Annotated in this window: 13 protein-coding genes; 10 read left to right on the top strand and 3 right to left on the bottom strand. The window is 71.8% G+C overall.

The window, feature by feature from the left end:
* Window positions 1–24: 24 nt before the first annotated feature.
* The gene (locus ABFX54_RS16595; protein WP_346105719.1) at window positions 25–1026 is read right to left on the bottom strand and encodes an LLM class F420-dependent oxidoreductase; all 1002 of its coding nucleotides are present in this window, start codon (window positions 1024–1026) and stop codon (window positions 25–27) included.
* 82 nt (window positions 1027–1108) lie between these two features.
* On the opposite strand from ABFX54_RS16595, the gene ABFX54_RS16590 reads away from it, so the two are divergent.
* A complete protein-coding gene (locus ABFX54_RS16590) occupies window positions 1109–2539 on the top strand; it encodes a sulfatase family protein (RefSeq protein ID WP_346105717.1) in 1431 nt (476 codons plus the stop codon).
* A gap of 40 nt (window positions 2540–2579) precedes the next feature.
* Here ABFX54_RS16590 and ABFX54_RS16585 read toward each other — a convergent pair whose 3' ends face one another.
* Complete coding sequence (locus ABFX54_RS16585; RefSeq protein WP_346105716.1) at window positions 2580–3278, bottom strand: FadR/GntR family transcriptional regulator; 699 nt, start codon at window positions 3276–3278, stop codon at window positions 2580–2582.
* 97 nt (window positions 3279–3375) lie between these two features.
* On the opposite strand from ABFX54_RS16585, the gene ABFX54_RS16580 reads away from it, so the two are divergent.
* Genes ABFX54_RS16580 through ABFX54_RS16570 form a run of 3 tightly spaced genes read left to right on the top strand, consistent with a single transcriptional unit; the run spans window position 3376 to window position 6039 of the window.
* Window positions 3376–4107 (top strand): (Fe-S)-binding protein, encoded by a 732-nt coding sequence (locus ABFX54_RS16580; RefSeq protein ID WP_346105714.1) that lies wholly within the window; start codon window positions 3376–3378, stop codon window positions 4105–4107.
* Window positions 4104–5495 carry a lactate utilization protein B gene (locus tag ABFX54_RS16575; RefSeq protein WP_346105712.1) on the top strand — a complete coding sequence of 464 codons (1392 nt, stop codon included), beginning with the start codon at window positions 4104–4106 and terminating at the stop codon, window positions 5493–5495. Before ABFX54_RS16580 ends, ABFX54_RS16575 begins: the two co-directional genes overlap by 4 nt.
* Window positions 5482–6039 (top strand): LutC/YkgG family protein, encoded by a 558-nt coding sequence (locus ABFX54_RS16570; RefSeq protein WP_346105710.1) that lies wholly within the window; start codon window positions 5482–5484, stop codon window positions 6037–6039. Before ABFX54_RS16575 ends, ABFX54_RS16570 begins: the two co-directional genes overlap by 14 nt.
* 15 nt (window positions 6040–6054) lie before the next feature.
* Here the strand turns inward: ABFX54_RS16570 and ABFX54_RS16565 are convergent, their stop codons facing one another.
* Window positions 6055–7065: a baeRF2 domain-containing protein gene (locus ABFX54_RS16565; RefSeq protein ID WP_346105708.1), complete on the bottom strand. Its 1011-nt coding sequence runs from the start codon at window positions 7063–7065 to the stop codon at window positions 6055–6057.
* A 202-nt stretch (window positions 7066–7267) separates the two neighbouring features.
* Here ABFX54_RS16565 and ABFX54_RS16560 point away from each other — a divergent pair, with 202 nt between their 5' ends.
* From ABFX54_RS16560 to ABFX54_RS16535, 6 genes are all read left to right on the top strand, one after another.
* Entirely contained in the window at window positions 7268–8368 is a 1101-nt protein-coding gene (locus ABFX54_RS16560) for a GNAT family N-acetyltransferase (protein ID WP_346105706.1), read from the top strand.
* Between the two features lie 146 nt (window positions 8369–8514).
* Entirely contained in the window at window positions 8515–9690 is a 1176-nt protein-coding gene (locus ABFX54_RS16555; RefSeq protein WP_346105704.1) for a bifunctional cobalt-precorrin-7 (C(5))-methyltransferase/cobalt-precorrin-6B (C(15))-methyltransferase, read from the top strand.
* Between the two features lie 70 nt (window positions 9691–9760).
* Window positions 9761–10606 carry a sirohydrochlorin chelatase gene (locus tag ABFX54_RS16550; protein WP_346105703.1) on the top strand — a complete coding sequence of 282 codons (846 nt, stop codon included), beginning with the start codon at window positions 9761–9763 and terminating at the stop codon, window positions 10604–10606.
* A gap of 56 nt (window positions 10607–10662) precedes the next feature.
* A complete protein-coding gene (gene cobT / locus ABFX54_RS16545; protein ID WP_346105701.1) occupies window positions 10663–11733 on the top strand; it encodes a nicotinate-nucleotide--dimethylbenzimidazole phosphoribosyltransferase in 1071 nt (356 codons plus the stop codon).
* Window positions 11734–11757: 24 nt separating this feature from the next.
* Window positions 11758–12771 carry an agmatinase gene (speB, locus tag ABFX54_RS16540; RefSeq protein ID WP_346105700.1) on the top strand — a complete coding sequence of 338 codons (1014 nt, stop codon included), beginning with the start codon at window positions 11758–11760 and terminating at the stop codon, window positions 12769–12771.
* A gap of 78 nt (window positions 12772–12849) precedes the next feature.
* Window positions 12850–13219, top strand: a 370-nt coding sequence (locus tag ABFX54_RS16535) for a precorrin-2 dehydrogenase/sirohydrochlorin ferrochelatase family protein (protein ID WP_346105699.1), incomplete at its 3' end; no start/stop codon positions are given.

Below are 13219 nucleotides of genomic sequence, written 5' to 3'. Positions count from 1 at the left end.
GCGTCCGGCGGAAACCAGAGGGCCTCAGCCGAGGACGAGGTCGCGGACGAGCTTCAGCGAGGGCTCGTCGCGCGGCCCCATCACGAGCAGGCTCGTCACCGGGCTGCGGTGCCACAGCTCCAGACGTTCCTTGATCCGGCCGGGCGGGCCGACGAGCGAGATGCCGTCGGCCAGCTCGTCCGGGATCGCCTGGAACGCCTCGTCCTTGCGCCCCGCCAGGTAGAGCGACTGGATGTGCTCGGCGGCCTCGGCGTAGCCCATCCGGCCGATGATGTCGGCGTGGAAGTTGCGCTGCTTGGCGCCCATGCCGCCGATGTAGAGCGTGAGCATCATCTTCACGCCGTCGAGCGCCGCCTTGACGTCGTCGGAGATGATCACCATCACCATGGCCGCCACATCGAAGCCGGGCCGGGCGCCCGACAGCGCCTCGCCGTACATCTGCTCGATCTTCTCAGGGAACGCGAACAGCGGCAGCCAGCCCTGCCCGAGCTCGGCGGCCAGCGCGACGTTCTTCGGCCCTTCCGCCCCGAGATAGACGGGGATGTCGGGGCGGAGTGGATGGGTGATGGACTTGAGCGGTTTGCCCAGCCCGCCCGGCAGCGGCAGCGGGTAGTGGGGCCCGTCGGACGTGACCGGCTCCTCTCGCCGCCAGACCTTGCGCATGATCTCGATGTACTCGCGCGTCCTGGCCAGCGGGCGGGCGAACGGCTGGCCGTACCAGCCCTCCACGACCTGCGGCCCCGAGGCGCCCACCCCGAGCAGCAGCCGGCCGCCGGTGAGGGCGTCGAGCGTCATCGCGGTCATCGCGGTCGTGACCGGCGGCCTGGCCGACAGCTGGGCGATCGAGGTGCCCAGCTTGATGCGGGTCGTCCGCGCGCCGTACCAGGCCAGCGGCGTGAACACGTCGCTGCCGTACGCCTCCGCCGTCCACACCGAGTCGTAGCCGAGCCGCTCGGCGGCGAGCACCGATTCTGTCGCGTCGTCGGCGTTGCGCTGCCAGTAGCCGAGGTTCAGGCCGAGCTTCATAAGACACCTCCGGAATTAAGTTCTATTACGGCGGTGGGCGGTCTGCGTGTCAATGGCGGAAGATCCTGGGTAGTCACACTCTGTGCTCAAGGGTTTGTGCCGTCTCGTCGCCTGCCTGCTGCTTCTGCTGCCGGCGGCGGGGCCGACGATGGCCGAGGGCGGCTCCCGGCCGAACATCGTCCTCATCCTGGCCGACGACCTGGAGAACGGCACGCTGCCGTACTTTCCGAACATCACTCAGCACCTGGTCAGGCAGGGCACCTCGTTCGACCGCTTCTTCGTCACCAACTCCTGGTGCTGCCCGTCCAGGGCCTCGATCCTGCGCTCCCAGCACGTCCACAGCCACGGCGTCCTGACCAACACGGCGCCGGAAGGCGGTTTCGCCCGCTTCCACGAGCAGAATCTGGAACGTTCCACGATCGGCACCTGGATGCAGGAGGCCGGCTACCGCACGGCGCTCATGGGCAAGTTCCTCAACCACTATCCGGGCAACTCGGCTCCTGAGGCGTACGTGCCGCCGGGCTGGGACGAGTGGGAGGTGCCGGTGCGCCAGCTCTACCAGGAGTACGGCTACCGGCTCAACGAGAACGGCGGCCTGTTCGACTACGGCTGGTCGGAGCAGGACTATCTGGCCGACGTGCTGGCCGGCAAGGCGCGCGACTTCATCGCCGGGTCCGACGAGCCGTTCTTCCTGTATCTCGCGCCCATCGGCCCGCACAACCCGGCCAACCCCGCCTACCGGCACGCCGACGCGTTCCCGCTGGCCATGGCGCCGCGCACGCCCTCCTTCGACCAGCCCGACGTCTCCGGCGAGCCGCTCTGGCTGCGCGAGCGGCCGCCGTTCACACCGGAGACCGTGGCCGAGATCGACGAGCGATATCGCACCAGGCTGCGCTCCATGCTCGGCGTCGACGACCTCGTCGGCACGGTGGTCCAGGCGCTCCAGGACACCGGCAAGCTCGACAACACCTACATCTTCTTCACCTCCGACAACGGCTTCCATCTCGGCACCCACCGGCTCAAGCAGGGCAAGACCACGCCGTTCGAGGAGGCCATCCACATCCCCCTCGTCGTCAGGGGTCCCGGCGTGCCGGCCGCGTCGGCGGTCACGCAGATGGGGGCCACGATCGACCTGGCGCCGACGTTCGCCGAGCTCGGCGGGGCCACGGTGCCGCCGTTCGCGGAGGGGCGCTCGCTCGTGCCGCTGCTGCGCGGCCGGTCGCTGGGGGAGTGGCGCAAGCACGTGCTGATCGAGTTCAACCGGCCGCTCAACCGGTCGTCGGCGGCCCAGACGCCGGTGCCGGCCTATCGGGCGTTGCGCACTGATCAGTACACCTATGTCCGGTACGAGACCGGGGAACTGCAGCTCTACGACCTGCACGCGGATCCCTACCAGCTGCACAACCTGGCGGCGAGCGCCGATCCGGCACTCATGGCCCGGCTGGACGCGCTGCTGCACGGGATGGTGCGGTGCGCGGGGGCCGGCTGCCGCGAGGCCGACCGGCAGCAGTGACGGCCCAGGGCCGGTTGCGGCTGCCTGGTTCCGGGCCGGCTCAGGTGAACAGCGACGGGTACGCGTGCGCCAGATGCTCCGAGACGGCCGCGACCGCTTCGTCCGCCTCGCCGCGTTCGAGGGCTTCCAGGATGCGGACGTGGTCGGCGCGCAGGATCGACGTGTCCCCGAGGCGTCGTACCGCCTCGACCGAGTACTTTCGCATCGAGTCGCGCAGCGACCGCATGATGGCGGCGATGAGCCGGTTGCCCGAGGCGTCCGCGATGGCGCAGTGGAAGGCCGTGTCGTGCTCGACGAACTCCTCGGCCGAGCCCGCCGCGTCCATCCCGGCCAGGGCGGCGGCGAGCGCGGAGGTGTCGGCGCGGGCGGTGGCCGCCTGGGCGGCCGCCCACTGCTCGATCATGTGCCGGGTTCCGATGACCTCGCGCATCTCCAGGCTGGCCAGGCCCAGGTGCAGCCGGAGCAGGTCGGTCAGCGCCGAGTCCGGCCGCGAGGTGAGCACGGCGCCGGCGTCGGGGCCCCGGCCCACCTGGGAGGAGACCACGCCGAGGGTCTCCAGCACACGCATGGCCTCGCGTACCGACGATCGGCTCACGCCGAGCTGCTCGGCGAGCTGGCGTTCGGCGGGCAGCCGGTCGCCCACGGTGAGGCCGTCCTCGGTGATGCGCCGCTCGATCTGAGCGAGTACGTCCTCGAACGTCCGCGTTCGCTTGACGGGACGCCAGCCGGTGCCGTCCAACGAAGCCTCCTGGTGCCGGGATGGATGCTGGCCGGATTCGTGATGGTTCGATATGGTCTGACCATACTGTGGTCAGACCATTAGCGGAAGGAGAGCCGTGCGCGTCGCCCTGTTCATCACGTGCGTGAACGACACGCTCTTCCCCGGCACCGGCAAGGCCGTCGTGTCGCTCCTGCGCAGGCTCGGCTGTGAGGTCGACTTCCCCGCCGCGCAGACGTGCTGCGGGCAGATGCACGTCAACACCGGTTACCGGGAGGACGGCGTACGGCTGGCCCGCCACTTCACCGAGGTGTTCGCCGGTTACGACGCCGTCGTCGCGCCCTCGGGGTCGTGCGCGGCCATGGTGCGCGAGCAGTACCCGAAGCTGGCCGAACCGGGCAGCAGGGGAGCGGCGGCCATCGCGGAGGTGGCGCCGAAGGTGTACGAACTGTCCGAGTTCCTGATCGACGTCCTGAAGGTCGAGGACGTCGGCGCATATTTCCCGCACCGGGTGACATATCACCCGACGTGTCACTCGCTCCGCGGCCTGCACCTGGGCGACCGGCCCGCCCGGCTGTTGCGCAACGTCCGCGGCCTGGAGCTGGTGCCGCTGTCAGGCTCGGAGGAGTGCTGCGGCTTCGGCGGCACGTTCGCGGTGAAGAACCCCGCCGTCTCGGCCGCGATGGGCGCCGACAAGGTCCGCCACATCCAGGACACCGGCGCCGAGGTGCTCTGCGCGGCCGACAACTCGTGCCTGATGCACATCGGCGGCACCCTGCGCCGCCAGAAGACCGGCGTCAGGACCATGCACCTGGCCGAAATCCTCGCATCGACGGAGGAGGCCCCATGAGCGCCACCTTTCTCGGCATGCCCGGGAGTTTTCCGGAGAACTCCCGCAAGGCCGTTCAGGACTCCCAGCTCCGCTTCAACCTCCGCAAGGCGACGCACACGATCCGCGGCAAGCGCGCGGGCGTCGTCGCCGAGCTGCCCGACTGGCAGGAGCTCAGGGCCGCCGGCAAGGCGATCAAGGACCACACCCTGCGCCACCTCGACCGCTACCTCGTCCAGCTCGAAACGGCCGTGACCAGGGCGGGCGGCACCGTCCACTGGGCCAGGGACGCCGCCGAGGCCAACCGCATCGTGACCGGCCTGGTCAAGGCCACCGGCGAGCGCGAGGTGGTCAAGGTCAAGTCGATGGCCACGCAGGAGATCCAGCTCAACGAGGCGCTGGCCGAGCACGGCATCACCGCCTACGAGACCGACCTGGCGGAGCTGATCGTCCAGCTCGGCGACGACTTCCCCAGCCACATCCTGGTCCCGGCGATCCACCGCAACCGGTCGGAGATCCGCGAGATCTTCCTCGACAAGATGCCGGACGTCTCGCCCGACCTCACCGACGACCCGCCCGCGCTGACCGAGGCGGCCCGGCTGCACCTGCGCGAACGTTTCCTCAGGAGCAAGGTCGCGATCTCCGGCGCCAACTTCATGGTGGCCGAGACCGGCACGCTGGTGGTGCTGGAGTCGGAGGGCAACGGCCGGATGTGCCTGACCCTGCCCGAGACCCTCATCAGCGTCGTCGGGATCGAGAAGCTGCTGCCCTCCTGGCGGGATCTGGAGGTGTTCCTCCAGCTGCTGCCAAGAAGCTCCACGGGTGAGCGGATGAATCCGTACACGAGCATGTGGACGGGCGCGGTCGAGAGCCAGGACTTCCACCTCGTGCTGCTCGACAACGGCCGCACCGACGTGCTCGCCGACGAGGTGGGCCGCCAGGCGCTGCGCTGCATCCGCTGCTCGGCCTGCCTGAACGTCTGCCCGGTCTACGAGCGCGCGGGCGGTCACGCGTACGGGTCGGTCTATCCGGGCCCGATCGGCGCGATCCTCACCCCGCAGCTCAGGGGCATGTCCTCCGAGCTCGACGCCTCGCTGCCGTTCGCCTCCAGCCTCTGCGGGGCCTGTTACGAGGCGTGCCCGGTGGCCATCGACATCCCGGAGGTGCTGGTCGACCTGCGGGCCAAGGCGCCGCACGCGGCGGCGGAGCAGGCGGGCATGAAGGTGGCCGGCTGGATCCTGAGCGACCACGAGCGGCTGGCCAAGGCTCAGCGGGCGGCCGGACGGCTGCGCAAGCTGGTGCCGAAGCGGCTGCCCGGCCCGCTGTCGGCCTGGACCGACACCCGGGATCTGCCCGACATTCCCGAAGAATCGTTCAGAGACTGGTGGGAGCGGAATGAGCGCGCGTGAGGAGATCCTCGCCCGGATCGGCCGGGCCGTCGCCGGCGGCGCGGAGGTGGAGATCCCCCGCCACTACCGGACGGAACGGCAGGTGGAGGACCTCGTCGGGCTGTTCGCCGAGCGGGTCGACGACTACCGGGCGATCGTCCATGTCGTGCCGGCGGCGGACGTGCCCGCCAAGCTCGACGAGTGCCTGGGCGAGCGCCGCATGATCGTCCCGGACGGCTTCGACCGTCCGGGCGGCTGGAGCGACCTCAAGACGGCCGACGGCGTGGTGACGAACTGCGCCGTGGCCATCGCCGAGACCGGCACCATCGTGCTCGACCACGGGCCGGGCCAGGGCACGCGGGCGCAGACGCTGGTCCCCGACTACCACCTGTGCGTGGTGCGGGCCGACCAGATCGTGGCCGGCGTCCCCGAGGCCGTCGCCCGGCTCGACCCGGCCCGTCCGCTCACCTGGATCAGCGGTCCCTCGGCCACCAGCGACATCGAGCTCAACCGGGTCGAGGGCGTGCACGGCCCCCGTACCCTGGAAGTGATCATCAGCACGTGAGCACGGTCACGATCATCAGTACCTGAGCACCGCGGCCACGTCGTCGACCACGTCGGTGAACCACAGCTCCGCGTCCGTCATCGCCGCGGCCCTGGCCAGCGCGGAGTCCGAGCGCTCCTGGATCGGCTCGGCCACGCCCCACCGGTGCAGCTCCTCCCGGTCGGTGCACAGCTGCGTGCCGCCCTCGCCGATCCAGACCGGCCTCGGCATCTGGCCGGGCACCAGCAGGGCGTGCACCCGGCCCTCGCGCAGCGCCTTCGAGACCTGGGCCATGCCGGTGGGCCCCGAGGACTCCTGGTGCCGTTCCAGCAGCTCGGCGCGCCGCTGGTCGAGCCAGTCGTCCAGGGCCCGCTCCACGTCCTCCTCGAACCGGCCGTGGTTCTCGCGGCTGCCGTGCTCGACCATGGTCACCCGGTCGGCGGCCTTGGTACCGAGGTGGCGCAGCAGGTAGGAGCGCGACTTCGGCTCGCCGGCGATCAGCACCAGCTCCGCGCCGATGCGGCGTACCTGCTCGTCGATCTCGTGGGCCACGGCGACCGCGTTCTTCTCCCAGGTCTCGTCCACGGCCTGCTCGTAGCGCTTCTGCGACCAGCCTCCCTGCGCGGTCTTCTGCAGCGGCCAGGAGGCGGCCTGCACGGTGGTCGTCCGCGGTGACCCGCCCGCGAACACGGTCACCTCGGCCCCCGCGTGGTCCACGATGACCCGGATGTGCGGCACGTTCTCGCCGCGCAGCATCAGCATGGGCGTGACGTGCGGCAGCGGCGTCCACATGGTCATCTCGTCGGGCTGGCGGTCGAGCGACTCGGCCAGCACGACGTCACCGTCCGTGGCGAACAGCGCCCGCCCGGCGGCGGGCCGCAGGGCCTCCTCCTCCAGCGCGTCCAGGGTGGTCTCGGTGAGCCGGCCGAGCCGGTCACGCGCGCCGCGCCAGTGGGCCCGGCGTTCAGAGCCGGTGAAGGCGCCGAGATAGACCGACGCGTACGGTCCCGGCCGCTCGTACAGGCGCCTGATGAAGTCCAGCCGCACCCGTCACCACCTCCGCCTCTCCACCCCGATGCCGAGCGCCTCGGCGAGATCGGCCATGCCCTCGGTCTCGTGCTTCTGCTGCTCGTCCGGACGGGGGCCGTGCTTGTCGCTCCCACGTTGCATGGTTCTCTCACTCCTCTCCCAAGCGCCCCCTTACCCCCGCTTTCGTGGGCAAACATCGCGACTGTGTACCCTGCCCAGCGTGTTCGATCCCGACGTGAGCATCGCCACCGCACGGCTGACGCTCCGCCCCTTCGGCCCCGGGGACGCCGCGCGGATCAGGTCCGTCGTGCAGTCCGGCGCCCGCTTCCTCCCGCCGGGCGCGCCCACCAGGACCTCCGGCATCGCGCGCTGGCTCACGCACGGCGTGCACGAGCTGCGCCGCTCAGGACAGGGCATCCACCTGGCCATGGCCGACGCAGACGGGGTCGTCGTGGGGGCCATCAGCCTGTTCAAGACCTCGTGGGAGGCAGGAACGACCGAAGTCGGGTACGGCGTGCACCCCCTCTACCGCCGCCGCGGCTTCGCCACCGAGGCCGTACGCGGGCTGACGGGCTGGGTGTTCGACACCACGCGCCTGCGCAGGATCGACCTGACGGCCAACCTGGACAACCCGGCCTCGCTCAGCGTCGCGCTCAAATCGGGCTTCACCTGGGAGGGCGTGCTGCGCTCCGCCGTGCTCGACGAGGACGGGACGCACGACCTGGTCATGTTCGGCCTCCTGCGCGAGGACGGCCGCCTGCCCGCCAACGCCCTGCCCAGGACCGAGCTGCGCACACCGCGCCTGCTGCTGCGTGAGCCGTCCCCCGGCGACGTCCGCGACCTGGCCGCCACCGGCGCCGACCCCCTCACCCAGGCCATGACGGGCGTGCCGCGCGGCTACAGCGAGGAGCACGCGCTGGCCTACGTCGAAGGCTCGGAGCGGACCAGGATCAGGGGCGCCGGCATCACCTGGACGGCGGAGGAGCTGGAGACCGGACGCTTCGCCGTCAACGTGTCCCTGCGCGACGTCGACTGGAACAGCCGCACGGCCGAGGTCGGCTACATGACCGCCCCCTGGGCCAGGGGCAAGGGGTACGCGGGCGAGTCCGTGCTGGCCATCGCCCGCTGGCTGTTCGAGCGGCAGGGCTTCAGCCGGCTCCAGCTGCGCGCCTCGCCCGGCAACACCGCGTCGCAGCGGGTCGCGGAGAAGGCCGGCTTCGTCCGGGAGGGCGTCGCCCGTGCTTCGCTCGGTGGCGAGGACCTGGTCGTCTACAGTCTCATCCCGTCCGACCTGGCCGGAGGAGACCCGGCGCCGGCCTGAGGAGACCCGTCCCTGGCGTGAAGAGACCCGTCCCTGGCCTGAGGAGAGTCGGCCCGCCTGGCCCGGAGGCACGCCGGACTGACCTTGTCACCCTTTGTGAAACACCTCCGTACCCGTCACCCTTGAGGTGAGGACGGTGAGGCGCAATGATCACGGTGGTCGGCTGGGACGGGTCCGAGCTCTCGGCCAGAGCGGTGGGCAAACTGCAGGAGGCCGGGCTCGTGGTGGCGCCCGCGGCCGTGCTCGGAAGGCTCCAGCTCAACGCGAGGACCGCGGTGGACGGGTCGCTGCTCGAAGCCATCGACGACCATCTCGAACACGGCGAGGGCCCCGCGGTCGTGCTCGCGGAGGGAGATCCCGGCTTCTTCGGCGTCGTCCGCACCCTGCGCGAACACGGGCTCAAGCCGGACGTGTTACCGGCCGTCTCGCTCGTCGGCCGCGCCTTCGCCCGCGCCGGGCTCAACTGGGAGGACGCCCTGGTCGTCGCCCCTTCAGGACCCGCCCAGCTCAACCGGGTGGTCAACGCCTGCCGCGCCCATCCCAAGGTCGCGCTGCTCGTCGCGCCCGGCGTCGGCCCCGGCGAGATCGCCAGGGAGCTGGCCCCCACGACGCCACGCGCGCTGATCGTCTGCGAGGACCTGGGCGGGCCCGACGAACGGGTCACCCACAGCCGGATGGGCGAGGCCACCACCAGGCCGTGGAAGGACCCCGACGTGGTCCTCGTCATCGACCCGCTGCACCAGCCCAAGGAGCCGAGCTGGGTGGCGGGGGCGCGGCCCGGGCCGGCCGGGTGGGCGCTGCCGTACCAGGGCGGGCTGCCGCCGGAGGTGCGGGCGTACGTGCTGGCCAAGCTGGGCCCCCGGCTGGGAGACCTGGTGTGGGACGTGGGCGCGGGCACCGGCAGGATCGCCGTCGAGTGCGCCCGGCTGGGCGCCGCCGTCGTGGCCGTCGAGCGAGACGAGGGCCGCTGCGCCGAGCTGCGCGCCAACGTGCTCGAACACGGCGTCAAAGTGGCTCTGACCAGGGGACAGGCGCCGCCCGCGCTGGAGCCGCTGCCCGATCCCGACGCGGTCTTCGTGGGCGGCGGCGGCCTCGACGTGGTGATGGCCTGCGCCGCCAGGCGTCCCCGTTCGCTCGTGTGCGCACTGAGCAAGGTCGAGCAGGTCGCGGCCGTGCTCGACCGGCTGCGCGAGCAGGGCTACCACGGCGAGGGCACCCAGATCATGGCCTCGAGACTGACCCTCGACCCCGACGGCTCACACCGCCTGACCGCCTCCGACCCCGTCTTCGTGGTCCACGCGACGCCCGCACACACAGGGTGACCTGTTCCGTACCGGTGCGCATCGGTTATCCTCGCGTGACTTTGTCTACCGCACCGGAGAATCCCTCACAATGAAGCCGCCGCTCCTGCTGATCGGGCAGGGCTCACAGGACGACGCCTATGCCGCGGAGTTCGGCAGGTTCGTCCACCGCCTCCGCTGCCGCCTCGACCAGACGGGCGCCGACGTGTCAGGGGGTTACCTGGAGCGGGCCACTCCCCGGCTGAGCGACTCGGTGGCCTCCCTCGTCGCCAGGGGCCACCACCGGCTGGTCGCGCTGCCGCTGAGCCTCAGCAGGGTGAGCGAGGAGTTCCCGGCCGCGATGGCGCTGGAGCAGCAGCGCCACCCCACCCTCATGTACGACTACGGCCGCCCCCTCGGCCCCGACCCCCGCGTGCTGTCGCTGCTGGCCGAGCGGCTCAACGAGGCCGCCGCCGAGCTGTCCAGGCCGCGCGCCCTGGAGCTGGTCGGCGCCAGGCCGAGGCTCCGCTCCGTGGACGCGCCGCCGTCCGACGACTTCCACGCGCACGTCGAGCCGGGCGAGACCGCCGTCGTCCTGGTCGGCGAGGGCTCCACCGACGCGACCGCGAACGCCGAGGTGCACCGCGTCTCGCGGCTGTTCTGGGAGACCTACGCCTACGACTACATGACCGTCGAGACCGCCTTCGTGTCGGTCACCCCGCCCGGAGTGCCCGGCGGGCTCGAACGCTGCCGGCGGCTCGGGGCCAAGCGGGTGATCGTGGTGCCGTACCTGCTGTTCGCGGGCGGCATGCTGGAGCGGGTCTGGGCGCAGGCGCTCGCTTACGGGGCCGGGCATCCCGACCTCGACATCCGCTGCGCCGAGGTGATCGGCGACTGCGAGACCCTGGCCGACGTCGTGATCGACCGCTACGAGGAAGCCCTCCAGCTCGTCCCCTAGCCCCTCCAGCCCGTCCCCCTAGATCCTCCAGCTTTCCCCTAGACCGGAGGTTTGCCGTGCTCGCCGAGACGCTCGCCGCGATCCGCCCCGCAGACCCGCGGGCGCTCGCCGAGGCCCGAGCCCACCAGGACCGCCTCACCAAGCCGCGCGGCTCGCTCGGCGTGCTGGAGGACGTCGCCGTCCGGCTCGCGGGCGCGGCGGGGGTCAGCCCGCCGCCCATGCCCGAGCCGGCGGCGCTGGCCATTTTCGCCGCCGACCACGGCGTGCACGCGCGCGGCGTCACACCGTGGCCGCAGGAGGTCACCGTGCAGATGGTGGGCAACTTCCTGGCCGGCGGCGCGGTCGCCAACGCCTTCGCCGCGCAGGCGGGCGCGACGGTGACCGTCGTGGACGTCGGCGTCGCCGCCGACCTGCCCGACGCGCCGCAGCTGATCAGGCACAAGATCGCGTACGGCACCGCGGACCTGTCGCAGGGCCCCGCCATGACCGTCGACCAGGCCGTCAGAGCGCTGGAGGCCGGCATCCTCGTCGGCAAGGAGCTCATCGCCGCGGGCGCGCGCTGCCTGATCACCGGCGACATGGGCATCGCCAACACCACCGCGTCGGCCGCGCTGATCTCCGCCTTCACCGGCATGGACCCGGCGGAGGTGACCGGCAGGGGCACGGGGATCGACGACGAGACGTACGAGCGCAAGGTCGGCCTCGTCCGCTCGGCCCTGCGCGCGAACGCGGTCTCGGACGTCTCCTCCTCGCCCAGCGAGGCGCTGCGGGCCCTGGCCGCCGTCGGCGGGTTCGAGCACGCGGCCATCGCCGGGCTCATCCTGTGCGGCGCCGCGGAGCGCGTGCCGGTGATCCTCGACGGCGTCATCGCCGGCGCCGCCGCCCTCGTGGCCGCCGCGCTCGACCCCGCCGCGATCGACCACTGCGTGGCGGGCCACCGCTCGGCCGAGCCCGGCCACACCGCCGCGCTCGCCCACCTCGGGCTGCGCCCGCTGGTGGAGCTGGAGCTGCGGCTCGGCGAGGGCACCGGCGGCCTGCTCGCGCATCCGATGGTCTGCGCCGCGGTACGCGTCATGCACGACGTGGCCACGTTCGACTCCGCGGGGGTGACCGAGAAACCCGTGTGATGATGAGGGCGGGAGGTGCAGGCCATGGCGCGTTACGGACCCATGTACGGGCCCGACATCACGTTCCTCGGCGTCGGCCGGTGCGACGTGGGCGATCCGGCGACCTACGCCGGCGCCGACGTGGTGATCATCGGAGCTCCGTTCGACGGCGGCACCTCCAACCGGCCCGGCGCCAGGTTCGGGCCGATGGCGCTGCGCCAGGCGTGCTACCTGCCCCACGACGGCTCCAGGCCAAGCCTCGCCCTGCGCGTGGACGCCCTGCGGGACCTGCGGGTGCTGGACGCCGGCGACGTCGAGTGCTACTCCGGCGACGTCGAGGGCTCGCTGGCGGCCATCGAGGAGACGGTGCACCGGGTGGCCGCGTCGGGCGCGATCCCGCTGGTGCTCGGCGGTGACCACACCGTGGCGCTGCCGGACGCGCGGGGCACCGCGCGGGCCCACGCGCCCGGGCGCACCTCGATGATCCACTTCGACGCCCACGCCGACACCGGTGACATCTCCTTCGGCCACCTGTACGGCCACGGCCAGCCCATGCGGCGGCTGATCGAGTCGGGGGCGATCCGCGGCGACCGGTTCCTGCAGCTCGGGCTGCGCGGCTACTGGCCCGAGCCGGAGACGCTCGGCTGGATGGCCGCCCAGAACATGCGCTCCTACGAGATGACCGAGATCGTGGCCCGCGGGCTCGACGAGTGCCTGACGGAGTCGTTCGGGATCGCGCTCGACGAGTGTGACCAGGTCTTCCTCTCGGTCGACATCGACGTGTGCGACCCCGGCCACGCTCCCGGCACGGGCACGCCCGAGCCGGGCGGGCTGACGGCCAGGCAGCTCCTCGACGCCGTCCGCCGGATCTGTTACGAGCTGCCCGTAGCGGGGATGGAGGTGGTCGAGGTGGCGCCGCCGTACGATCATGCCGACATCACCGCCTACCTCGGGAACCGGGTTATCCTTGAGGCCTTGTCAGCGATGGCCAGACGCCGTAAGGACGATGAGGGCGGGCCTCGCTGGGATCCCCGGCAGCCCCTTCTCGACGGTCGTTGACCGGGCGCAGCAAATGACACATGCGAAGCCGGTAGGTTTACCTCCTAACACAACGTTCGCGAACGGGAGATTCCCCCCATGGGCCCCTACCTCCTCGGCCTGCGGCTTTCCGGCCGCCGGGTGCTCGTCGTGGGCGGCGGCCGCGTCGCCCAGCGCCGGGTTCCCGCGCTGCTAGAGGCCGGTGCGGAGGTCACCGTCGTGTCGCCGTCGGTCACGCCGGCGCTCGACGACCTGATCGCCGCCGGCAGGGTCACCTGGCACGCCCGGCCCTACGAGGTCGGCGACTGCGACGGAGCCTGGCTCGTCCAGGCCTGCACCGACGACAGATCCGTCAACACCGCGGTCGCCGCCGAGGCGGAGGCCGAGCGCGTCTGGTGCGTGCGCGCCGACGACAAGGACGCCTCCGCCGCCTGGACCCCGGCCAGCGGCCGGGTCGACGAGATCAGCG

This window comes from Nonomuraea maheshkhaliensis (genome assembly GCF_039529435.1).
In the GTDB taxonomy this organism is placed as follows: domain Bacteria; phylum Actinomycetota; class Actinomycetes; order Streptosporangiales; family Streptosporangiaceae; genus Nonomuraea; species Nonomuraea maheshkhaliensis.
The sequence above is the reverse complement of the archived record's forward strand: the minus strand, read 5'-3'. Positions and strand labels throughout refer to the sequence as shown.

What these genes read in the sequence shown, in the direction of transcription:
- ABFX54_RS16555 (WP_346105704.1), top strand. Translation starts at nt 8,515, where the DNA reads ATGATCACGGTGGTCGGCTGGGACGGGTCCGAGCTCTCGGCCAGAGCG.
- ABFX54_RS16595 (WP_346105719.1), bottom strand. Translation starts at nt 1,026, where the DNA reads ATGAAGCTCGGCCTGAACCTCGGCTACTGGCAGCGCAACGCCGACGAC.
- ABFX54_RS16575 (WP_346105712.1), top strand. Translation starts at nt 4,104, where the DNA reads ATGAGCGCCACCTTTCTCGGCATGCCCGGGAGTTTTCCGGAGAACTCC.
- ABFX54_RS16550 (WP_346105703.1), top strand. Translation starts at nt 9,761, where the DNA reads ATGAAGCCGCCGCTCCTGCTGATCGGGCAGGGCTCACAGGACGACGCC.
- speB (WP_346105700.1), top strand. Translation starts at nt 11,758, where the DNA reads ATGGCGCGTTACGGACCCATGTACGGGCCCGACATCACGTTCCTCGGC.
- ABFX54_RS16570 (WP_346105710.1), top strand. Translation starts at nt 5,482, where the DNA reads ATGAGCGCGCGTGAGGAGATCCTCGCCCGGATCGGCCGGGCCGTCGCC.